This window comes from Kosakonia sp. MUSA4 (assembly GCF_013085925.1).
GTDB lineage: Bacteria > Pseudomonadota > Gammaproteobacteria > Enterobacterales > Enterobacteriaceae > Kosakonia > Kosakonia sacchari_B.
The window spans coordinates 2,290,006-2,310,937 of the sequence record NZ_CP025697.1; the positions used below are offsets into that span (position 1 = coordinate 2,290,006).

Consider the following 20,932-nt stretch of genomic DNA (forward strand, 5'->3'; position numbering starts at 1 on the left):
AATGAAAAGTGTGGTGATTGAACAACCCAACCAATTAACGCTCGCTGAACGCCCTTTGCCGCAACCCGCCGCCGGTGAGGTGCGCGTGAAGGTCAAACTCGCCGGGATCTGCGGCTCCGACAGCCACATTTATCGCGGACACAACCCGTTCGCCAAATATCCGCGCGTCATTGGCCACGAATTCTACGGTCTGATCGATGCCGTCGGTGAAGGCGTGTCGGCGGAAAGGATAGGCGAACGCGTGGTGGTTGACCCGGTGATCAGCTGCGGTCATTGCTATCCGTGCTCCGTTGGCAAACCGAATGTCTGCAACGAACTAGTGGTGTTGGGTGTGCATCGCGACGGCGGTTTTAGCGAATACGCCACCGTGCCGGCGCGCAACGCCTGGGCCGTTCCGGCGGCAATCCCGGATGAGAATGCGGTAATGATCGAGCCGTTTACCATCGCGGCTAACGTCACAGGCCAGGTGAACCCAACAGAGAAAGACATTGCGCTGATCTATGGCGCAGGGCCGATGGGATTAACCACGCTGCAAGCGCTGAAAAATGTCTACAACGTGCAGCAGGTGATTGTTGCCGATCGTATCGAAGAACGTCTGGCAATGGCGCAGCGCAATGGCGCGGACTGGGTGATTAACAACAGCCAGCAGCCGTTGGCGGAAGCGCTGGCAGAGAAGGGCATTAAACCGACGCTGATTGTTGATGCGGCGTGTCATCCATCCATTCTACAGGAGGCGATTGCGCTGGCGTCTCCCGCTGCGCGCATTGTGATCATGGGATTTTCCAGCGAACCCAGCCAGATAATCCAGCAGGGCATCACGGGTAAAGAACTTTCTATTTTCTCTTCGCGTCTTAACGCGGGCAAATTCCCGGTGGTGATCGACTGGCTGGCTCGCGCCTTGATCGACCCGACGAAGTTAGTGACGCATAAATTTGACTATCAACATGTCACCGATGCGATTGAACTGTTTGAAAAAGATCAGCGGCACTGCTGTAAAGTCTTATTAACGTTCAATTAATTACAACGAAAAATGCGGTTGAGCGGTACGCATACTTCTTTTTTCGAGATAGCCATTATGACGCAAGTTAACGCTGAAAGAACGACCTCTGATCTGGTGAAAGCCGCCGTTTCCGGCTGGCTGGGTACTGCGCTTGAATTCATGGATTTCCAGCTTTACTCGCTGGGCGCGGCGCTGGTTTTTCATGAGATCTTCTTCCCGGAGCAATCGGCGGCAATGGCGCTGATCCTCGCGATGGGAACCTACGGAGCGGGTTATGTGGCGCGCATTATCGGCGCGTTTATCTTTGGTAAAATGGGCGATCGCATAGGCCGCAAAAAAGTGTTGTTCATCACCATCACGATGATGGGCATTTGTACCACCTTGATTGGCGTGTTACCGACCTATGCGCAGATCGGCATTTTTGCGCCGGTACTGCTGGTAGCGCTGCGCATTATTCAGGGCCTTGGCGCAGGGGCGGAGATATCCGGAGCCGGAACCATGCTGGCGGAATATGCACCGAAAGGGAAACGCGGCATTATCTCTTCGCTGGTCGCGATGGGTACCAACTGCGGCACGCTGAGCGCAACGGCGATCTGGGCGGTGATGTTTTTCGCGCTGGATCGCGAAGCGCTGCTCGACTGGGGCTGGCGGGTGCCGTTTATCGCCAGCGTGGTGGTGATGATTTTCGCCATCTGGTTGCGTTTGAACCTGAAAGAGAGCCCGGTCTTCGAGAAGGTGCACGAAGGCGCGCATGCGCCGGAAAGCCAACGTGCGGAAATGGGGCTGGGCGCGATGTTCAGCAGCAAAACTTTCTGGCTGGCGACCGGTTTGCGCTTTGGTCAGGCCGGTAACTCCGGGTTAATTCAAACCTTCCTCGCGGGTTATCTGGTACAAACCCTGCTGTTCGAAAAACGCATTCCGACCGATGCCCTGATGATCAGTTCGATTATTGGCTTCCTTACCATTCCGTTTCTGGGCTGGCTGTCCGACAAAGTGGGGCGTCGTTTACCCTATATCTGCCTGTGTATCTCGGCGATCATTCTCGCGTACCCAATGATGGCGATCATCGTCGATAAGAGCTACAACCCCGGCGTGATTATGCTGTCGATCATCGTCATTCATAACGTTGCCGTGCTCGGGTTATTCGCGCTGGAAAACATCACCATGGCGGAAATGTTCGGCTCCCGTAATCGCTTCACGCGGATGGCCATTTCGAAAGAAGCGGGCGGGCTGGTGGCCGTCGGATTCGGGCCGGTACTGGCGGGGATCTTCTGCAATATGACCGGCTCCTGGTGGCCAATAGTCGTTATGCTGGTGGCCTACTCGCTGATTGGTTTGCTCTGTGCCGTGCTGATGCCGGAAGTGCGCGACCGCGATTTGAATATTCTGCAAGACGCGGCTGAACCGCGTGCTGCGGCCCAGCCGGTAGGAAACCGGAACTATATCTGAAACCCCTTATTAATTACCGGAAGTGAACGTTGAGCCAGAGGTTAAGTTAACGGGATTTTGACATATTTGGTTACCATTCTAGTTAGTGTAGTCCGCAAATGCTGTCGTAAATCATAGTCTGATTTGCGACAGCCCGTAATCTATTGAACCACTGTTTCACTTAATAAGATGAGTCCCACCATGGAAAACAGGCTATTAAAGGCGAAAGCCACGTTACCTACTTACGATGGTAACAAACTGGTTCCACGCATTGTGCATTTGGGGTTTGGCGCTTTTCATCGCGCCCACCAGTCGGTGTATGCGGATATTCTGGCCGCAGAGCATGGCAGCGACTGGGGTTACTGCGAAGTCAATCTGATCGGCGGTGAGCAGCAGATTGCCGACCTGAAACAGCAGGATAATCTGTACACCGTGGCGGAAATGTCCGCCGACGCGTGGACAGCGCGAGTGGTTGGCGTGGTGAAACGCGCACTGCACGCGCAGGTTGATGGCCTGGAAACCGTGCTGGCCGCCATGTGCGAGCCGCAGGTGGCGATTGTCTCGCTGACCATCACCGAAAAAGGGTATTGCCACTCGCCGGCGACCGGCAAACTGATGCTCGATCATCCGTTAATCGTTGGCGACCTGCAAAACCCGCGGCAGCCGAAATCCGCAGTTGGCGTGGTGGTGGAAGCGCTGGCGCGTCGTAAAGCGGCAGGGCTGGCGGCATTCAGCGTGATGTCCTGCGATAACATGCCGGAAAACGGCCATGTTACCCGCAATGTGGTATGCGCTTATGCCCGTGCGGTGAATGCGGAACTGGCCGACTGGATTGACGCCAACGTGACGTTCCCGTCGACCATGGTGGACCGTATTGTTCCGGCAGTAACGGCGGAAACGCTGGATAAAATCGAACAGCTTACCGGCGTGCGCGATCCGGCGGGCGTGGCCTGCGAGCCGTTCCGCCAGTGGGTGATTGAAGATAACTTTGTTGCGGGTCGTCCGGCGTGGGAAAAAGCGGGCGCCGAACTGGTTGCCGACGTCGTGCCGTTCGAAGAGATGAAACTGCGTATGCTGAACGGCAGCCACTCCTTCCTCGCTTATCTGGGTTACCTGGCCGGTTACCAGCACATCAACGAATGTATGGACGACGACAACTATCGCCGCGCGGCGCACGCGCTGATGCTGAAAGAGCAGGCGCCAACGCTGAAAGTGAAGGGCGTTGACCTTGCGCGTTACGCCGATCTGCTGATTGCGCGTTACAGCAACACTGCGCTGCGTCACCGTACCTGGCAGATCGCGATGGACGGCAGCCAGAAATTACCGCAGCGTATGCTCGATTCTGTACGCTGGCACTTAGCGCATCAGGATTCCTTTGCGTTGCTGGCGCTGGGCGTGGCGGGCTGGATGCGCTACGTCGGCGGTGTTGATGAGCAAGGTCAGGCGATCGAAGTGTGCGATCCGCTGTTGACGGTGATTCAGGGCGCGGTTAACGCAAGCGCGGAAGGTGAAGCGCGCGTGCAGGCTCTGTTGGGCATCGAAGCGATTTTTGGCAACGAACTGCCGAAAGAAGCGGCCTTTGTGGCGCAGGTACAGAAAGCGTATCGTTCTCTGCTGGAGAAAGGGGCGAAAGCGACGGTGGCAGAATACGCCGCAGCGCTGTAAATCGTCGAAAGAATGCCGCCCAGGCGGCATTCTTTTTGCCTTTATGTGGGCATTTTCACCATTTAGTGCAGACCAAGCCGAATCAGTTCAACCGGTTCGAATTTACCTTCACAACCTTCCACTTCTACCGTTTTACTGCGACGCAGTTGCGCGGCGTCCAGCCCGGCTGCGTGAATCGCAATGATTTTGCCAGTACGGCCCGTACCATTAATCATTACGCGGCTGCCGGTGGTAATTGCATTACGGTTACGATCATAAGTCACCATGGTGGTTTCTCCTTGTTGATATCCAAAAAACGAAACGGGGCAGAAGATGTCCCCGCTACGGACGCTTTATAAATACGCTCCTGAGATAACGAGTTTTTGTTTTTGATCAACATCACACTTTTTTGCTGAAAAAATTTTTGGCATCACGCGATGACAAACGCCTTAAATCAAACTGATATAGGTAAAAAACCTCGCGTTTATTTCCCCGATCCCATTTTTATTCATCAATGATAAAAAGCTTTTAAGATTTTCCTGATTACTACCTGCCGCGCGATAACGCGTACACTCTGTAACGATATGTTAGTGACTGTTTCGGGGTTTTTATTCTTTTTAGCGCGGTAAAATCCTGCGTCGGGTTTCTTTTGAATAAAAAAGAGGGCGATTGTTTTAAATAAAACCGAAGCGAAAGAGGCGTGCAGGAAGCCTGGTTTTGTCGGCAAGTGATAAAGGCTGACAGATTAATTTTCGGCTGGCTATTCTGTACTGAATTTTCCGCCAGCAACAACAAAATAAAGATATTCGGAATTATCACGAGTTGAAATTATTCCATTAATGTCGCCTTGTTATTAACAAACAGGCGAGGAATATGAACGCCTTTTATAATGTTGTTTTATTTTAATTCATTGATATTAATAACAATTTAAATGGAGATGAGATGTCTTATCGCTCCATTTTAATGGTGTTATAACGATACGGAATGGGGATGGTTTAATGAAAAGTGAAGTCATCAAGCAACAGGTGAGAAATCATCTTAAGTCGCTTAAACGTACAATTACGCATCTGCGGAAGAAATGGAAATATCGTCATAGCGGTGATGCGGACGTGTACTGGATTTCCCTGGGGGAAAACTGCCTGCCGGATGATATTCTTCGTCGGCACAACAGAAAATCGTTCAGTTCTATTTTTTCCTCCGGGCGTTCTAATATAGAATATATTCTTCAGATGGAAAAAGATAATTACCAGAATTTACTGGACAAAACATATTTGCAACATTTCCCGGATGGCGACCATTCTGTTGTGCGCTCCACCTATTATAAGGATTGCGTGGCTCAGTACAGCGAAAGACATATGCTGGGATTTGAATTTACGCATCACGATCCCCTCGGCATTTCCGCCGATAAGCAGACATTCAAACGGCGCATTGAGCGTCAACTCGCCTGGCGAGGAAATAAAAATTTCGTCTTCCTTTACCATCACCGCGTCACGGCGAATTCCGATCTTGCTCTGTTAAGAGAACATCTGAATGAGCTGTTGTCGTTGTACAACGCGAAAGGCTGCGAGTGTGAAGTTGTGCTTTTCTATCAGAATATCGTCCCGCAGGAGACACAGAAGCGTATCGATTTCACGCCGCATCACTCCGGCTTACTGGAGTTCGCCTGTCATACTCATGAGATTTGGGGCGGCGAGGATCAGGATACGTTCTGGGCGCGAAAGGATGACGCGCTTTTTACCGAGATGTTTGACACCGTTGATCGGTACAACCTGAGCAAAGGCGAATCCCGCCGTGAGCCGGTGCCGGTCGCTACAGACACTGGAATGCCGGTTTAGCCGTTGACGCGAGACGTATTTCAAGGGCGGCGAGCTGCTGTGATGGCGGCTCACCGCCAATGTCTGTGGCCGGCGAGGACGTTAATCCTCGCTGAACCAGTCGCGATTTTCCTGGCGAATGGTTTTTACGGATTCACTGATCTCCTGCAAGTGCAGGCTCATGGCGTGGTCGACGGCGTCAGGGTCACGTTTTTCCAGCGCGGAAAAGATATCCATATGCTGGCGCAGCAGCATTTCCGGCGGCGAAACGTGGTCAAGACTCATATAGCGTACGCGGTCGATGGTGGCTTTGATGTTTTCGATGGTGTCCCACGCCAGCTGGCAATCGGCGATCTGCGCCAGCTTCTGGTGGAAATTGTCATCCAGCTCGAAGAAATCATTCAGTTGCTTGCGCTCGATGGCGATGCGCTGTTGGTTGAGGTTTTGCTCAAGCAGGTAGCAGGCGCTGTCATCAATCAGCGTGGCGGCGCGGCGGGCGACGGCGCATTCGATCGCCTGGCGCACGAAGCAGCCATTACGCACCTGCGTCATGGAGATTTTGTTAACGTAACTGCCGCGCTGCGGGCGGATCTGGATCAGGCCGTTTTCCGCCAGCTTAATAAAGGCTTCACGCACCGGCTGGCGCGAAACGTCGAAACGCACCGACACCTCTTTTTCCGACAACGGCGTACCCGGTGGGATCAGGCAATGCACAATATCCCGCCGTAGAATGCGGTAAATTTGTTGATTTACGGGCTGTGTAGGGTTGAGTTGCGTTTCAGCGGCCATTCGCTCTTACTTTTTAAAGGGTTAACCCGGCTACCATACCATTTATTTACTGTACATCCCATACCCGGCCCGCAGGCCGGGTGGGAAAGTTAACCCTGACGGTGAACGCTTAAGCCCGCATACGTCTGGCTTACCGGCATCATCTCAAGGGTGTTGATATTGACATGCTTCGGCAGCGTCGCCACCCACCAGACCGCTTCGGTGACATCTTCCGGCGTCAGCGCAGTGGTATTCTCGTAGGTTTTTCCCGCTTTGGCATCATCGCCTTTAAAGCGCACGTTCGAAAACTCCGTACCGCCGACCAGACCAGGCTCAATATTGGTCACGCGCACCGCCGTACCGCTCAGATCGGTACGCAGGTTAAGGCTGAACTGGCGTACAAACGCTTTGCTCGCGCCGTAGACGTTGCCACCCGCATACGGCCAGCTCCCCGCCGTTGAACCGATATTGATGATATGGCCGCGATTACGTTCCACCATGCCCGGCAGTACCGCGCGCGTCATGTAAACCAGACCTTTGTTGTTGGTGTCGATCATCGTTTCCCAGTCATCGACGCTGGCTTTATGCGCAGGCTCAAGCCCCAGCGCCAGACCGGCATTGTTGACCAGCACATCAATATCGCGCCACTGTGCTGGCAAGGAAGCCATCAACTCGTCAATTGCCGCACGGTTGCGAACATCCAGCTGCGCGATGTAGAGGTTATCCCCCAGCTCGTCTTTCAGCTCCTGTAAACGTTCCTGACGACGGCCAGTGGCGATCACTTTGTGGCCGTTCTGAATAAAACGGCGTGTGATGCCTTCGCCAAAACCTGCCGTTGCCCCGGTAACCAGAATAATCATCTCACTGTTCCTCAACGCTTTTTGTGGTGTTGAACGTTAGCATGACCGCATGTTTGCGGTAACACAAGTTACAGTGTGGCAAAAAACGCACGCTTGTGCGGCCGCAGAGAGAGAAATGATTGCGATGCGCGCAGCGGATGCCTACTCTGAAAAGATTCACCCTGTTCAGGAGCGAAACATGTCGGTTACTAACCCCTTTTTCTCTGCAAGCCCGCTGCCGTATCAGGCGCCGCCGTTTGATGTGATTACTGATGAACACTATCGCCCGGCATTTGACGAAGGCGTGCGGCAAAAGCGCGCGGAGATCGCCGCCATTACGGCGAACTCTGCTGCCGCCGATTTTGACAATACATTGCTGGCGCTGGAGCAGAGCGGTCATCTGCTGAATCAGGTGACCAGCGTCTTCTTCGCCATGACCTCCGCGCATACCAATGATTTTTTACAGCAGCTCGATGAGGCGTTTTCCACGGAACTGGCGGAACTGGCGAACGATATTTACCTTGATGATACGTTGTTCGCTCGCGTGGAAAGCGTATGGCGTCAGCGTGAAGCGTTGGGGCTGGATGCAGAATCGCTGCGCCTTGTCGAAACGACGTATCAGAAGTTTGTCCTCGCAGGCGCAATGCTGAGCGCAGAAGATAAAACGACGCTGAAAGCGCTGAATACCGAAGCGGCGGCGCTGACCAGCCAGTTTAACCAGCGGTTGCTGGCTGCGGATAAAGCGGGCGGGCTGGTGGTGGATTATGTCCATCAACTCGACGGCTTAAGTGCCGAAGAGATCGCCTCGGCCGCCGAAGCGGCGAAGGCGAAAGGGCTGGAAAACCGCTGGCTGCTCTCTCTGCTCAATACCACCCAGCAACCGGCGCTGGCCGCGCTGCGCGATCGCCAGACCCGTGAAAATCTGTTTACCGCCGGCTGGCTGCGCACGCAGCGCGGGGATGCCAATGATACCCGCGCGATTGTACTGCGTCTGGTGCAGCTTCGCGCGCAGCAGGCAAAACTGCTTGGCTTTAATGATTTCGCCAGCTGGAAAATCGCCGATCAGATGGCCGGTACGCCGCAGGCCGCGCTGACATTTATGCGCGATATCGCTCCTGCCGCGCGCGCGCGCGCCGAGCGGGAACTGGCTGATATTCAGCAGACGATTGACACCCAGCAGGGCGGCTTTACCGCGCAGGCCTGGGACTGGGCGTTCTATGCCGAGCAGGTTCGTCTGGCGAAATATGCGCTGGATGAATCACAAATCAAACCCTATTTCGCGCTGAACTCTGTGCTCACGGACGGCGTGTTCTGGGCGGCGAGCGAGCTGTTTGGCATTCGGTTCACCGAGCGTTTTGATATTCCGGTCTATCATCCCGACGTGCGCGTGTGGGAGATTTTCGATGCTGACGGCCGCGGTCTGGCGCTGTTTTACGGCGATTACTACGCTCGCGACTCAAAAAGCGGCGGCGCGTGGATGGGCAATTTTGTTGAACAATCGACGCTGAACGGTACGCAGCCGGTGATCTATAACGTCTGTAACTACCAGAAACCAGCCGCCGGGCAGGCGGCGCTGCTGTCGTGGGATGAAGTGATCACGCTGTTCCACGAGTTTGGCCACACGCTGCATGGGCTATTTGCCAGCCAGCGTTACGCCACGCTTTCCGGTACCAATACGCCGCGCGATTTCGTTGAATTCCCCTCGCAAATCAATGAGCACTGGGCCAGCCAGCCGCAGGTTTTCGCGCACTACGCCCGTCATCATCAGAGCGGCGAGCCGATGCCGGAGGCGCTGCGCGAGAAAATGCTGCAAGCCACCCAGTTCAATAAAGGCTACGACATGACGGAACTGCTGAGCGCGGCACTGCTCGACATGAACTGGCATGCGCTGGCCGATGGCGCCGGGGTAAATGATGTCGATGCGTTTGAGCGTGAAGCTATTCGCAAGGAGCAGCTCGATCTGGCGGCAGTACCACCGCGCTATCGCAGCAGCTATTTCGCGCATATTTTTGGTGGCGGTTATGCTGCTGGCTATTACGCCTATTTATGGACGCAGATGCTGGCCGATGACGGTTATCAGTGGTTTGTGGAGCAGGGCGGTTTAAGCCGTGAAAATGGGCAACGATTCCGCGAAGCCATTTTGTCGCGCGGCAACAGCACCGATCTCGGTGAGCTTTATCGGCAATGGCGCGGCCACGATCCGCAGATCGAGCCGATGCTGAAAAATCGCGGGTTAAGTGATTAATTACGGGCGGAAATGCTTTAAAAAGTTACATAACTCGCAGGGTTATTGACCTGTTTCCGCGTGAGAAATACCGTAACAGATGGTGATGAATCCCCCTGCGCGGAGGGGCAACCAGTCAAACCTTTTTGGGGTATCGCGGGTTTCGTGGTCTGGCGCGAACTCACCGGGAGGCACCCGGCATCACCGTAAACTCCTCAGCCAGAGGCCTGCATCACCGGGCCTCTGGCTTTTTAATTTCCGCTCCCTTTACCGCGTTAATTGCCGCTTTTAGCCCACTCAGTTGTTAAAGTGTGGGCTATCTCACATTTACGACCGTGGCGTTATGTCGTTCATTAAGCCAAATTAAAGGACCTGATTTGAACGTTAACATTCTGTGGCATAACCCGGGCATTCAGACAATGACTGTGCTAATGTCGAATCAAATTTGAGCAACTGAGGTAACCGACATGACCAAAAATGTAGTGGTAATACGCGCCGGTGGTAAGGTTGAAAACGTGACCGTGGAAGACAATGCAAAATCGGTCACGTTCAAAAATGAGCAGAGCTCGTTTCTCGAAATCCCGATTGAACCCTGGGAACTGGATGGCGAAACCTTCCTGGTTGCCCGTTTCTCCGATCTGGTGAGCCAACAGGAAACCGAACAGGCCATCCGGAAATTTTATTAATTAACGACCGCCTGAGGGCGGTTTTTTTACGCCATGTCGCAGCCAGAATTGAACGTTAGCGTTTCGTGCAAATAGCGAAAAATAAAATGCGGGCAGTTTGTGCAGTTACCTGAATTATCACGCATCAGGCAAAATATAAAAATCAAAAGGGCCTCAGCGAGGCCCATTTACATTACAGGTTTTGGCCAGCGTCTGCGACGCGGCGTGGATATACAGGTTCTGGCCGTCAGTCTTGTTCCACATACTGAGCAAATTGCGCCATGTGGCTGTTGCCGTTCCTGGCAGAATGTGGTGAATAAAAACTTTCGGCTGCTGCAAACCGGGCACTGAAATTTGAGATTGGGAATAATCCCTCCGGTCTGTGAAGTGGTGATTTGACGTTAACATATTCTCATTGCGCTGAAAGATATATCTTCAATAATTTCAATAGCAAAACGTTTCGCTGGCGTTTTTTTTATCGCCAGCTCAGCTTTGTTTAACCTTTATTGAGGCAGTAACTGCTAACGTAGTCAGCACGGCGTTTACCTATCCCGTTGAGTGAACGTACAGAACAATACAAAACCATCCATGCAAGCATTGACCGCCAATACGGCGGTTTTTTTTTGGCATAATGAAAAAAGGCCCCTCACGCATTTACGCAAGGGGCCTTCCCGGTGGGGGATTATCGCTGTTCATCAGTCGTCCCATTTGTGGCTAAAATAAGCAGCAAGGAATCCGGAAAAAAGAATCACTCCCAGTACTGCCATAAAGACATGCATATTTGCCATCATTTTAAACCTCCATCTAATTAACCAACTTGCCTCTCTTACCTTAATTATTTAGCCGCGATGGAGAGATAATAACCTGGTGAACCTCAATAAAGCCTGAATGGCGCGCGTTATTTCGCCATTTCGGCAAACTTCTTGCGGTACATCGCCGGGGAGATGCCGTACCGCTGATGAAAATGGTGGCGCAGCAACGCGGCATTACCAAATCCTGCCTGCCCGGCGACCAGATCAATAGGTATGCGTGTTTGTTCGAGCAGCGTTTGAGCGCGCTGTAACCGCGCCTGTAAAATCCAGCGCGCTGGTGTGGTGCCTGTCGATTCCTGAAAGCGGCGTAAAAAGGTGCGCGGGCTCATGCCCACCCGCTGCGCCAGTGACGCCACGGTATGGCTTTCCGCAAGTTGCTGGTGGAGGAAATCAAACAACTGCCCCAACTGGCGGCTCTCGCGCGTGCGGGCAACCGGGCGGATAAGCTGCTGCGTCTGCGAACCATCGCGGTGTGGCTGAACCACCAGCCGCCGGGCGACCATGTTCGCCGCATCAAGGCCAAAATCCTCACGGACCACGTGCAGACAGAGATCGATCCCTGCCGCGCTGCCAGCGGACGTCATCACATTCCCTTCGTCGTAATAGAGCGCATCCTCCAGCACCACAATGGCCGGATAGCGCTCGCGCAGCCCGTCGGTATAACGCCAGTGGGTGGTGGCTTTGCGCCCGTTTAACAGGCCCGCCGCCGCCAGCACAAACACCCCGGAACAGATGGAGATAATGCGGCAACCTCGCTGGCAGGCTTGCTGGAGCGCAGCGCACAAATCAGCCGGAACGGGCGACTCTGCGCCGCGCCAGCCGGGCACGACAATGGTCTGCGCGTCGGCCAGCAGTTCCAGCCCGCCTTCGGCCGTTATGCGAATACCGCCGGTCGCCCGCAGTGCTCCGGCATCCACTGCCGCCACGGCGAAGTGGTACCAGTTATCGCCCATTTCCGGGCGCGGCAGACCGAAGATCTCCACCGCGACGCCAAACTCAAAGGTGCAAAGCCCATCATAGGCGAGGGCAACAACACGGTGCGCTGCGGGGGAATGTCGTAAAGTTGTCATTATCCTGGTGTTATCTGGCATAGAACGGTGCAGCGAAGTTGTCCTGTTTTGGTTAGATTACTGTTAACACAAATAAGGAGAAAGCACGATGAGCTACGTTACTGATTTTCCCGTCGCATCCCCTGAACAAGCCACCAGCCATTTTCTGCGCCGCCTGAGCGTTGAAACAGATTGCGCCGATGTGCATGACGCAATCACCCATAACGACAGAGATTTTGTCCTGTTGCATGTGGTTGGCAGCCCGGATGCATTTGCTCGTCGTCACGTTCCCGGCGCATTGCATCTGCCGCACCGCATGATGACGGCCGAACGCATGGCGGCCTGGCCGTCGGATACATTGTTTGTGGTGTACTGCGCCGGACCGCACTGCAACGGCGCCGATCGCGCGGCGCTGAAACTGGCGCGGCTGGGGTTGCCGGTCAAAATCATGATCGGTGGCATCACTGGCTGGGAAGATGAAGGTTATGCCTTCGCCAGCGGCCAGATCGAAGCGGATTTCTAGCCCTCTGTTTTCATCTTTATGACGTCATCATGAAACTTTCTCATGCATGGTGAAATTTTCTCTGTTGCTGCACTCTGCCCGGTGTGACATTTTGTTTGGACATTTAGCCATCCAGAAGGCTAAAACATTCAAATTATGAATTATCACGCCGGGTAATCATCTGCTCCGGCGTTCGAGGAGAATAACCATGCAGCGACATCAGGCCCCTTTCCGCGCAGACGTAGTCGGCAGTTTCTTACGACCGGATGCCATCAAAAATGCCCGCCAGCAGTTTGCGCAGGGCGAGATCACTGCACAGCAGCTGCGCAGTGTCGAAGATGAGGCCATCCGTCATGTCGTTGAACAGCAGTGCGCTTGCGGTCTGCATGTGGTGACGGACGGGGAGTTTCGTCGCGCCTGGTGGCACTTTGATTTCTTCGACGGCCTGGAAGGGGTTGAGCGTTACGATTCGGAGAAAGGCATTCAGTTTAACGGCGTGCAAACCAAAGCCCACGGCGTACGCGTCACCGGCAAACTGCGTTTTGGCGATCACCCAATGCTCAACGATTTCCGCTATCTGAAAAGCATCAGCGGCAGCGCGCAGCCGAAGATGACCATCCCCAGCCCGAGCGTGCTGCACTTCCGCGGCGGACGCAAAGATATTGATGCGACCGTCTATCCGCAACTGGATGCCTATTTTGACGATCTGGCAACCACCTGGCGCGATGCCATCCACGCCTTCTATGCCGCCGGCTGCCGTTATCTGCAACTGGATGACACCGTCTGGGCCTATCTCTGCTCTGACGATCAGCGTCGTCAAATCCGCGAGCGCGGTGACGATCCGGATGAACTGGCGCGCATTTATGCCCGCGTACTTAATAAAGCGCTGGAAGGGAAGCCGGAGGATCTGACCATCGGGTTACATGTCTGCCGCGGCAATTTCCGGTCGACCTGGATTTCCGAAGGCGGCTATGAGCCGGTGGCAGAAGTGCTGTTCGGCAGCGTCAATGTCGATGCCTTTTTCCTTGAATATGACAATGATCGTTCCGGTGATTTTGCACCGCTGCGCTTTGTTCGTCCGGGTAAACAGCAGGTAGTGCTGGGGCTTATTACCACCAAAAACGGCGAGCTGGAAAACCCGGAAGGGGTGAAAGCGCGTCTCGCGGAAGCGGCAAAATATGTGGATATCAATCAGATTTGCCTCAGCCCGCAGTGCGGTTTTGCTTCCACCGAAGAGGGCAACTCGCTAACGCCGGAGCAGCAGTGGGACAAAGTGCGTCTGGTGACAAATATCGCCGCACAAGTGTGGTAACCAGGTAAACCGTTGTGAGTGCCTGATGGCGTGGCCGCCATCAGGCACCTACTATTTATTGCGCTGGCACCACGCCCCATTGCCGTACCTGCATCCCTTTCACCAGCATCAGCCATGCGATGCCAATGGTGACAATCAGGATCACAAACAGCGACCAGGCTGGCAGGGTGGTGAGAATAATCCCGGTCAACAGCGGGTTCATTGCCGCACCCAGCCAGCCCAATGCCTGGGCGGAAAAATAGGTGGCTTTCATCCCCGGCGGCGCGATGTTATCGATCAGCAAATATTCACCTGGCGCATAAATCACTTCGCCCAGCGTAAATACGGCGGCGGAAAGCCCCCACAGCCATAAGTTGTTGCCGGAGAGCATAAATCCCACCAGCCCCACCACGAAACAAACTGTGCCGAACGCCATTAACGGACGCAGGTTGGTGGCGGTCAGTTTGCGCCCGACAGCGTATTGCAGCGAAACGACGATAGCGGCGTTGACCGGCAGCACGACGGCCACCACTTTTTCAGCAAAATCGCTGTCCGCTACGGCCATTACGTACTGGGAAAGGCAGGAGGCGAAAGAGCCGCAAACAAAGGAAGCAAGCAGGTTCGAGAGGGTAAACCAGCCTAGCGCTTTGTCTTTCAGCAGGACCGATGGCGACCAGGGAACCGCAGGCTCCATGCCGCTGCCCACCGCCACGCGGCGAACAAAAAACTGGATAAAAACCAGCGGGAATGCTGCGCAGACAGCCGCCAGCCAGAACGGCAGATTGATGCTTTGCATCACCAGCAGCGTGCCCAGCGGCGGGCCGACGGTCCAGCCGATGTTGAGAAAGGTGTAGTTAAGCGAAAAGACCTTCGCTTTCGCCGTCGGGGTGAGCGTATCGGCAAAATAGGCTTTCAGCACCGTGGAGAAGACCGAATAAGCGCAGTTGATCAGGGCGAAAAAGAGCACCACCAGCCCGGCGTGATGCGTCAGCGGGATAGCGGCAAAACCGGTGATAAAGGCGACGATCGCCAGCAACATATAGCGTTTTTTGTCGAACTTATCCGCCAGCATGCCAAAACCAAGGCTGAAGACAACACCGATAGTCAGCGCGACGGACATGGCATAACCGACCTGATCGACGGCCATGCCGTACTGGCGATTAAGATAGATGGTCATAAACGGCAGCGTTGCGCCGCGACCAATGGTTAATAACAGAGAGGACGCCAGTAGTGCGACGGTGGATCGTGTTTGTGGTGTGGTCATGTTTTGCCCGACATGCTGGTTGTTATAGTTTTTTGTGATGTATACAGCAATAACATGCATAAACCGCTATGTTCAACGGTTGATTTAGCGACAAATGCCCAAACTGACCTACCGAATTTAATGATCTGTCGCTGTACTATTTTTTGCGTTAACGTAAATTTTACAAAAATTGAAACGACAGGGGCGGAGAATGACGCGTAAAGATGTACTGCTGGCAATGCTGGTGGTGGTGGCGTGGGGGCTGAATTTTGTGGTGATCAAAGTTGGCCTGCACAGTATGCCGCCGTTGATGCTGGCAGGTTTACGCTTTGTGTTAGTGGCGTTCCCGGCCATTTTGTTCGTTGCGCGGCCCAACATCCCGCTGCGTTTGTTGCTGGGTTACGGGCTGACGATCAGTTTCGGTCAGTTCGCCTTTCTGTTTTGCGCGATCAAATTCGGCATGCCTGCCGGGCTGGCATCGCTGGTATTACAGGCGCAGGCCTTTTTCACCATTATTCTCGGCGCAGGTGTTTTCGGCGAGCGGCTGCACTCAAAACAGCTGGTCGGCATTTCGCTGGCGGTGCTGGGTGTGCTGGTGTTAATCGAATCGAGTCTTAACGGCCAGCACGTTCCGCTGGTGGGTTTCGTGCTGACACTGGCGGCGGCGTTCAGTTGGGCCTGTGGCAATATCTTCAACAAAAAAATCATGCAGCACAGCTCGCGTCCGGCGGTGATGTCGTTGGTAGTGTGGAGCGCCTTAATTCCGATTGTGCCGTTTATGATCGCTTCGCTGGTGTTCGACGGCCCGGCGCTGATGCTACGAAGCCTGGTGATTATTGATACCACCACGCTGCTGTCGCTGGCCTATCTGGCGTTTGTCGCGACCATTATCGGCTACGGCATCTGGGGTTCGCTGCTGGGGCGCTATGAAACATGGCGCGTTGCGCCGCTGTCGCTGCTGGTGCCTGTCGTCGGCATGGCGAGCGCGGCGATCCTGCTGGGCGAAACCTTATCGGCGCTGCAACTGGCAGGTGCGGTGCTGGTGATGGGCGGTCTGTATATCAACGTGTTTGGTTTTCGTCTGCGCCGTGCGGTGCAGGCCGGATAACACGCAGATTTGTCGGGAAAGGGCCAATCAGGCAGGAAATAAAAAAAGCCCCGCTCATGCGGGGCAAAACGATTAACCGTGCTGATTGTAATAAGGCACGCCTAATGCGTCGGATTTGTCACTGCCCACACCCATATGGTTAAAATCATACGGCGATGTTTGTTGGGGGGCGGGTAAAATCATCGCGTCGCGGGAATCCTGCGGTGCCGGATGATTGAATTGTTCCGCATAACTCTGGCCGGAAAACAGGACCATCAGCGTGATGGCGGCGCAGGTAATACGTTTCATACATTCCTCGATACGTCTTTAAAACAGGCGATAATTAACAAGCATGGTTTAGCGGGTAGAGATACCTTGATTCAGCAGGCATATCTGTCACGCGGAATTTATGCGGCGGCACGTCAAAATAGTTTTTGAACGTGCGGGTCAGGGTTTGTTGCGATTCAAACCCATAACGTTCCGCCAGATACAGGATCGGTTCGTTGCTCTCCTTGAGCTTTTGCGCAATTTCCGTCAGCTTGCGGCTGCGAATGTATTGGCCCAGCGAATGACCGGTCTCTTTTTTAAACATCCGTTGCAGGTGCCACTTGGAGTAACCTGAACGTTCTGACACTTTTTCCAGTGACAGCGGTGATTCCAGGTTATCCTCGATCCAGTCCAAAATGCTATGAATGGTGATAGCGTCAGTATTGCGTCTGGACATCGTCATACCTCTTTGTTTTTTACGGCAATATTTTCCTGAGCAAAGACTCAAGGGTTGCCACTTCTTCTGCCGTTAAGTTTTTTGTTAATTCCTGGTGCAGATCTTTCCCTACCAATTGATGACATTGCTCACAAAGCGCCGCGCCGTCGGGCGTTAATTGCACCAACACGCCGCGTTTGTCATTCGGATTCGGGTTACGCACGATCCAGCCTTTGCATACCAGTCTGTCCAGCATGCGGGTCAGGGCGCCGAGATCGACGGAAAGAATTTTTTTTAGTTCTACCGGGGTGATACAGGTTTGGCAGCGGATGGAACACAGCACCTTAAACTGGGTGGCGGTGATATCCAGCGGCGATAAATAGTCGTTGAGTAAACGATCTTTTTTCTGGTTAACCATATGGATTAAGCGGCCTAAAGGAATGATATCGTTAAACAGATCATTCGTGCTTTTCACAATGGTTGCCCCGGCAAGTAGATTAATCACGGCAGATATTATTGCTCAGGCAAATATAAGTCAACAGAATGGATTCCCGGATGCCACTATTTGCTAAAACGTTTCATATCGGTAAAATTTTACACCACGTAAACAACTGAATCGGTTTGCGTTAAGGTGCTGTTGCCAACCTACAAACATCCCATTGCCGCTGTGTTAACGCTATACTGCCCGGGCTTTGACCACACAAGGAGCGTCGCGCATCATGCTTGAATTGTTTAAAGCTATCGGCCTGGGGCTGGTGGTAATACTGCCGCTGGCGAACCCGTTAACCACCGTAGCGCTGTTTTTAGGGCTGGCGGGCAACATGAATAGCGCCCAGCGTAATCAACAAGCGCTGATGGCGTCGGTGTATGTCTTCATCATTATGATGGTGGCGTATTATGCCGGGCAGTTGGTGATGAACACGTTCGGCATCTCGATCCCGGGTTTGCGCATTGCCGGTGGCTTGATTGTCGCCTTTATTGGTTTCCGCATGCTGTTCCCGCAGCAAAAACCGCACGAATCGCCGGAAGCAAAAACCAAATCTGAAGAACTGGAGGATGAGCCCGGTACCAATATTGCCTTCGTTCCGCTGGCGATGCCCAGCACTGCCGGGCCGGGAACTATCGCCATGATCATCAGTTCGGCGTCCACCATCCGCCACAGCTCGGCGTTTCCCGACTGGGTGATTTTCCTTGCGCCGCCGCTCGTCTTTGCCGCCGTGTCGGTGATTTTATGGGGCAGTCTGCGCAGTTCCGGCGCGATCATGCGGCTGGTCGGCAAGGGCGGAATAGAAGCGATCTCCCGCTTGATGGGCTTTTTGCTGGTCTGCATGGGCGTGCAATTTATCATCAATGGTGTGCTGGAAATTATTACCACTTTCCACGGAGCCGCCTGATGGGCAGAGGGGTTGTGCTGCTGATCATGATGTTGATGCTGGCAGGCTGTCAGCATCAGCAAACCGCGCAGCCGCCGCTGGGGCAGGCAAGTTTTGCCGATTATCAGTTACAAACCCGCGACTATGTGCGTGCGCATCGTGCCTTTCAGACGCTGGATAAAACGGCGGAGCTGGCGCTCAACACGCCGCAGGAGTGGCGACCGGCGCAGCCTGCCCATAAAGGGATTTTACTGATTCACGGCCTTGGCGACGGGCCCGCCTCGTTTGTTGATATTGCGCCTGCGCTGGCGAAACAGGGTTTTTTGGTGCGTACCGTCCTTCTGCCGGGGCACGGCACGCGGCCCTCTGACCTGCTGACCGTCAGCGTCGAACAGTGGCGGCAGGTGGTGCGTGAACAGGCTGATATTCTGGCAAAAGAGGTGGATACGCTGTGGCTCGGCGGCTTCTCTACCGGCGGCAATCTGGCGCTGGAGTATGCCATGACGCACCACGATCGGGTGCAGGGCTTGCTGTTGTTCTCTCCGGCCTTTAAATCCAACACCGCCTACGATTTTCTCGCCCCGACGGTGGCGCTGTTTCGCGACTGGTTGCGCCCACCGAGCACGGTATTCCCGCAGCAGATCGCCACCCGGTATTTACGCGTACCGACGAATGGGTTTGCCCAGTTCTGGCGTACCAGCGCCAGCGCGCAGCAGTGGCTGGCGCGTAAAAGTTGGGACAAACCGGCGCTGATTGTGCTGACCGAGCATGATTCCGTGCTCAATACCCGTTGGATCCTCGACCATTTTGATCGCAGCTTTCCCCATCCCGCCAGCCGGGTGATCTGGTACGGCGCGCCGCGTCCGGAAGTGGCGAACGTCTCGCGCATTCTGGTGAAAACGGATTTTCTGCCACAGGATCGCATCAGCCAGTTTTCGCATATGTCGGTGCTGTTTTCGCCGCAAAACCCGCTGTATGGCCGCAAAGGCAGCGTGCTGCTCTGCGCCAACGGTCAGCCTGACAACGCGGCGCAGCGCTGTCTGAAGGGGGACGAGGTGTGGTATTCCGACTGGGGGCTGGTCGAAGCGGGTAAAATTCACGCCCGCCTGACCTGGAATCCGTGGTTTGACTGGCAAACCGCGGTGATGGATAAAATGGTGTCCGAAACGCTGTGATCCCGCGGGCCGTTTACATATGGCTGTGGCTTACCTGTTCTTCCAGTTTTACCGGCCAGCGGCGGAAAATCACCACCGCCCATACCAGCGCGGCAATCGCCGGGATCGCACCCGCATAGCCGATCATATCCATCGACCAGTGCAGGCTGATCTGGTTGCCTACCAACGCACCGGCGCCAATGCCGATATTAAAAATGCCGGAAAACAGCGACATCGCCACGTCGGTAGCATCGAGTGCCAGTGCCAGGACTTTCACCTGCATGCCGAGGCCGATAATCATGATCGCAATGCCCCAGAAAACGCTCAGCACCGCCAGATGCATTTCACTGCCGGAAGCAGGCAGCATTAACACCAGCGACAGCACCAGCAGGCCAATCGCGCTGCACACCAGACCGGACGCGTGCTGGTTGCCCAACTTACCGAACAAGATACTGCCGATAATGCCCGCGCCGCCGAGGATCAGCAGCAGTACGGTGGCGAAACCGGCGCTAAAGCCAGCCACATTCTGCACAAACGGCTCAATGTAGCTGTAGGCGGTGTAATGGGCGGTTACCACCACCACCGTCAGCAGGTAGATGCACATCAGCGCCGGACGACGGAACAGCAGCGGCAGGCTTTTCAGCGAGCCGGAGTGTTCGCTCGGCAGCGATGGCAGCAGTTTTACCAGACAAACCAGCGTGATGAGTGCGCCGAGACCGATGGCAAAGAAGGTGGTGCGCCAGCCAAAATATTGCCCGACAATGCGGCCAATCGGCAGACCCAGCACCATCGCCAGCGCAGTACCGGTGGCGAGCAGGCTCAGCGCCTGCGCGCGTTTACCGGCGGGCGCCAGGCGGATTGCCAGCGAGGCGGTGATCGACCAGAAAATCGCATGGGCGAAAGCAATGCCGATGCGGCTTATCACCACCACCTTAAAGTTCCACGCCAGAAACGACAGCACATGGCTGGCAATAAACAACACAAACAAACCAATCAACAGTTTACGACGCTCGATCTGGCTGGTCAGCAGCATAAAGGGCAGCGACATCAGCGCCACAACCCAGGCGTAGATGGTCAGCATAATCCCCACCTGCGCGGTCTCCATGTCGAAACTCTGAGCGATATCCGACAGTAACCCCACAGGCACGAACTCGGTGGTATTAAAAATGAAAGCAGCGACGGCAAGCGTCACGACCCGAAGCCACGCGACTTTTCGTGAAACGGTATTCGTAGTCATAAAGTGTTCTGGCTTGGTTAGAAAAAAGAAGAGGAGAAGATCTTAAAGCTTTTGTTGGCGAAAATACAAACATTTTGTGATGCAGATCTCACTTTACAT

Annotated in this window: 21 protein-coding genes; 11 read left to right on the forward strand and 10 right to left on the reverse strand. The window is 54.3% G+C overall.

Annotated elements, in window-relative coordinates:
• The first annotated feature begins 1 nt into the window (after position 1).
• The 3 genes from C0557_RS10965 to C0557_RS10975 all read left to right on the forward strand — a co-directional run bounded on the left by C0557_RS10965 (position 2) and on the right by C0557_RS10975 (position 4,093).
• Entirely contained in the window at positions 2–1,018 is a 1,017-nt protein-coding gene (locus C0557_RS10965) for a Zn-dependent oxidoreductase (protein WP_208658450.1), read from the forward strand.
• 57 nt (positions 1,019–1,075) lie between these two features.
• A complete protein-coding gene (locus C0557_RS10970) occupies positions 1,076–2,449 on the forward strand; it encodes an MFS transporter (protein ID WP_208658451.1) in 1,374 nt (457 codons plus the stop codon).
• Positions 2,450–2,629: 180 nt separating this feature from the next.
• Positions 2,630–4,093, forward strand: a complete 1,464-nt coding sequence (locus C0557_RS10975) for a mannitol dehydrogenase family protein (protein ID WP_208658452.1) — start codon at positions 2,630–2,632, stop codon at positions 4,091–4,093.
• Positions 4,094–4,155: 62 nt separating this feature from the next.
• Here C0557_RS10975 and ydfZ read toward each other — a convergent pair whose 3' ends face one another.
• Entirely contained in the window at positions 4,156–4,359 is a 204-nt protein-coding gene (ydfZ, locus tag C0557_RS10980; protein WP_007374899.1) for a putative selenium delivery protein YdfZ, read from the reverse strand.
• Between the two features lie 711 nt (positions 4,360–5,070).
• Here ydfZ and C0557_RS10985 point away from each other — a divergent pair.
• Positions 5,071–5,907: a DUF1796 family putative cysteine peptidase gene (locus C0557_RS10985; RefSeq protein ID WP_208658453.1), complete on the forward strand. Its 837-nt coding sequence runs from the start codon at positions 5,071–5,073 to the stop codon at positions 5,905–5,907.
• A gap of 81 nt (positions 5,908–5,988) precedes the next feature.
• Here C0557_RS10985 and C0557_RS10990 read toward each other — a convergent pair whose 3' ends face one another.
• Together C0557_RS10990 and ydfG are read right to left on the reverse strand one after the other, a co-directional pair.
• On the reverse strand, positions 5,989–6,675 hold the full coding sequence (locus C0557_RS10990) for a GntR family transcriptional regulator (RefSeq protein ID WP_208658454.1): 687 nt from the start codon (positions 6,673–6,675) through the stop codon (positions 5,989–5,991).
• Between the two features lie 89 nt (positions 6,676–6,764).
• Complete coding sequence (gene ydfG / locus C0557_RS10995; protein ID WP_007374903.1) at positions 6,765–7,514, reverse strand: bifunctional NADP-dependent 3-hydroxy acid dehydrogenase/3-hydroxypropionate dehydrogenase YdfG; 750 nt, start codon at positions 7,512–7,514, stop codon at positions 6,765–6,767.
• 178 nt (positions 7,515–7,692) lie between these two features.
• On the opposite strand from ydfG, the gene dcp reads away from it, so the two are divergent.
• Together dcp and C0557_RS11005 are read left to right on the forward strand one after the other, a co-directional pair.
• Positions 7,693–9,738, forward strand: coding sequence for a peptidyl-dipeptidase Dcp (dcp, locus tag C0557_RS11000; protein ID WP_208658455.1), 2,046 nt, complete (start codon positions 7,693–7,695; stop codon positions 9,736–9,738).
• Positions 9,739–10,184: 446 nt separating this feature from the next.
• Entirely contained in the window at positions 10,185–10,403 is a 219-nt protein-coding gene (locus C0557_RS11005; protein ID WP_007374905.1) for a hypothetical protein, read from the forward strand.
• 674 nt (positions 10,404–11,077) lie between these two features.
• Here C0557_RS11005 and mgtS read toward each other — a convergent pair.
• Both mgtS and ftrA read right to left on the reverse strand, forming a co-directional pair.
• A complete protein-coding gene (mgtS, locus tag C0557_RS11010; protein WP_035885781.1) occupies positions 11,078–11,173 on the reverse strand; it encodes a protein MgtS in 96 nt (31 codons plus the stop codon).
• A 107-nt stretch (positions 11,174–11,280) separates the two neighbouring features.
• Positions 11,281–12,285 (reverse strand): transcriptional regulator FtrA, encoded by a 1,005-nt coding sequence (gene ftrA / locus C0557_RS11015; protein WP_208658456.1) that lies wholly within the window; start codon positions 12,283–12,285, stop codon positions 11,281–11,283.
• Between the two features lie 67 nt (positions 12,286–12,352).
• Here ftrA and C0557_RS11020 point away from each other — a divergent pair, with 67 nt between their 5' ends.
• Both C0557_RS11020 and C0557_RS11025 read left to right on the forward strand, forming a co-directional pair.
• Positions 12,353–12,766, forward strand: coding sequence for a rhodanese-like domain-containing protein (locus C0557_RS11020; protein WP_208658457.1), 414 nt, complete (start codon positions 12,353–12,355; stop codon positions 12,764–12,766).
• Positions 12,767–12,953: 187 nt separating this feature from the next.
• Positions 12,954–14,057, forward strand: coding sequence for a cobalamin-independent methionine synthase II family protein (locus C0557_RS11025; RefSeq protein ID WP_208658458.1), 1,104 nt, complete (start codon positions 12,954–12,956; stop codon positions 14,055–14,057).
• A 55-nt stretch (positions 14,058–14,112) separates the two neighbouring features.
• Here C0557_RS11025 and ydeE read toward each other — a convergent pair whose 3' ends face one another.
• Complete coding sequence (gene ydeE, locus C0557_RS11030; RefSeq protein WP_208658459.1) at positions 14,113–15,300, reverse strand: efflux MFS transporter YdeE; 1,188 nt, start codon at positions 15,298–15,300, stop codon at positions 14,113–14,115.
• Positions 15,301–15,490: 190 nt separating this feature from the next.
• Between ydeE and eamA the strand changes: the two genes are divergently transcribed.
• A complete protein-coding gene (gene eamA / locus C0557_RS11035) occupies positions 15,491–16,387 on the forward strand; it encodes an O-acetylserine/cysteine exporter (RefSeq protein WP_074779131.1) in 897 nt (298 codons plus the stop codon).
• Positions 16,388–16,459: 72 nt separating this feature from the next.
• Here eamA and marB read toward each other — a convergent pair whose 3' ends face one another.
• Genes marB through marR form a run of 3 tightly spaced genes read right to left on the reverse strand, consistent with a single transcriptional unit; the run spans position 16,460 to position 17,544 of the window.
• Complete coding sequence (gene marB, locus C0557_RS11040; RefSeq protein ID WP_074779129.1) at positions 16,460–16,675, reverse strand: multiple antibiotic resistance protein MarB; 216 nt, start codon at positions 16,673–16,675, stop codon at positions 16,460–16,462.
• Positions 16,676–16,709: 34 nt separating this feature from the next.
• Positions 16,710–17,090, reverse strand: a complete 381-nt coding sequence (gene marA / locus C0557_RS11045; protein WP_007374914.1) for an MDR efflux pump AcrAB transcriptional activator MarA — start codon at positions 17,088–17,090, stop codon at positions 16,710–16,712.
• A 19-nt stretch (positions 17,091–17,109) separates the two neighbouring features.
• Positions 17,110–17,544 carry a multiple antibiotic resistance transcriptional regulator MarR gene (gene marR, locus C0557_RS11050; protein WP_007374915.1) on the reverse strand — a complete coding sequence of 145 codons (435 nt, stop codon included), beginning with the start codon at positions 17,542–17,544 and terminating at the stop codon, positions 17,110–17,112.
• A gap of 244 nt (positions 17,545–17,788) precedes the next feature.
• Between marR and C0557_RS11055 the strand changes: the two genes are divergently transcribed.
• Both C0557_RS11055 and C0557_RS11060 read left to right on the forward strand, forming a co-directional pair.
• Positions 17,789–18,463 (forward strand): MarC family NAAT transporter, encoded by a 675-nt coding sequence (locus tag C0557_RS11055; RefSeq protein ID WP_208658460.1) that lies wholly within the window; start codon positions 17,789–17,791, stop codon positions 18,461–18,463.
• A complete protein-coding gene (locus tag C0557_RS11060) occupies positions 18,463–19,617 on the forward strand; it encodes a carboxylesterase (protein ID WP_208658461.1) in 1,155 nt (384 codons plus the stop codon). Before C0557_RS11055 ends, C0557_RS11060 begins: the two co-directional genes overlap by 1 nt.
• Positions 19,618–19,630: 13 nt before the next feature.
• Here C0557_RS11060 and C0557_RS11065 read toward each other — a convergent pair whose 3' ends face one another.
• Positions 19,631–20,833, reverse strand: coding sequence for a sugar transporter (locus tag C0557_RS11065; RefSeq protein WP_208658462.1), 1,203 nt, complete (start codon positions 20,831–20,833; stop codon positions 19,631–19,633).
• Positions 20,834–20,932: the final 99 nt, after the last annotated feature.

What these genes read in the sequence shown, in the direction of transcription:
- marA (WP_007374914.1), bottom strand. Translation starts at nt 17,090, where the DNA reads ATGTCCAGACGCAATACTGACGCTATCACCATTCATAGCATTTTGGAC.
- ydfG (WP_007374903.1), bottom strand. Translation starts at nt 7,514, where the DNA reads ATGATTATTCTGGTTACCGGGGCAACGGCAGGTTTTGGCGAAGGCATC.
- mgtS (WP_035885781.1), bottom strand. Translation starts at nt 11,173, where the DNA reads ATGATGGCAAATATGCATGTCTTTATGGCAGTACTGGGAGTGATTCTT.
- C0557_RS10990 (WP_208658454.1), bottom strand. Translation starts at nt 6,675, where the DNA reads ATGGCCGCTGAAACGCAACTCAACCCTACACAGCCCGTAAATCAACAA.
- C0557_RS10975 (WP_208658452.1), top strand. Translation starts at nt 2,630, where the DNA reads ATGGAAAACAGGCTATTAAAGGCGAAAGCCACGTTACCTACTTACGAT.
- C0557_RS10965 (WP_208658450.1), top strand. Translation starts at nt 2, where the DNA reads ATGAAAAGTGTGGTGATTGAACAACCCAACCAATTAACGCTCGCTGAA.
- dcp (WP_208658455.1), top strand. Translation starts at nt 7,693, where the DNA reads ATGTCGGTTACTAACCCCTTTTTCTCTGCAAGCCCGCTGCCGTATCAG.
- ydeE (WP_208658459.1), bottom strand. Translation starts at nt 15,300, where the DNA reads ATGACCACACCACAAACACGATCCACCGTCGCACTACTGGCGTCCTCT.
- eamA (WP_074779131.1), top strand. Translation starts at nt 15,491, where the DNA reads ATGACGCGTAAAGATGTACTGCTGGCAATGCTGGTGGTGGTGGCGTGG.
- ydfZ (WP_007374899.1), bottom strand. Translation starts at nt 4,359, where the DNA reads ATGGTGACTTATGATCGTAACCGTAATGCAATTACCACCGGCAGCCGC.
- C0557_RS11055 (WP_208658460.1), top strand. Translation starts at nt 17,789, where the DNA reads ATGCTTGAATTGTTTAAAGCTATCGGCCTGGGGCTGGTGGTAATACTG.
- C0557_RS11065 (WP_208658462.1), bottom strand. Translation starts at nt 20,833, where the DNA reads ATGACTACGAATACCGTTTCACGAAAAGTCGCGTGGCTTCGGGTCGTG.
- C0557_RS11025 (WP_208658458.1), top strand. Translation starts at nt 12,954, where the DNA reads ATGCAGCGACATCAGGCCCCTTTCCGCGCAGACGTAGTCGGCAGTTTC.
- ftrA (WP_208658456.1), bottom strand. Translation starts at nt 12,285, where the DNA reads ATGCCAGATAACACCAGGATAATGACAACTTTACGACATTCCCCCGCA.
- marB (WP_074779129.1), bottom strand. Translation starts at nt 16,675, where the DNA reads ATGAAACGTATTACCTGCGCCGCCATCACGCTGATGGTCCTGTTTTCC.
- C0557_RS10985 (WP_208658453.1), top strand. Translation starts at nt 5,071, where the DNA reads ATGAAAAGTGAAGTCATCAAGCAACAGGTGAGAAATCATCTTAAGTCG.
- C0557_RS11020 (WP_208658457.1), top strand. Translation starts at nt 12,353, where the DNA reads ATGAGCTACGTTACTGATTTTCCCGTCGCATCCCCTGAACAAGCCACC.
- C0557_RS11005 (WP_007374905.1), top strand. Translation starts at nt 10,185, where the DNA reads ATGACCAAAAATGTAGTGGTAATACGCGCCGGTGGTAAGGTTGAAAAC.
- C0557_RS10970 (WP_208658451.1), top strand. Translation starts at nt 1,076, where the DNA reads ATGACGCAAGTTAACGCTGAAAGAACGACCTCTGATCTGGTGAAAGCC.
- C0557_RS11060 (WP_208658461.1), top strand. Translation starts at nt 18,463, where the DNA reads ATGGGCAGAGGGGTTGTGCTGCTGATCATGATGTTGATGCTGGCAGGC.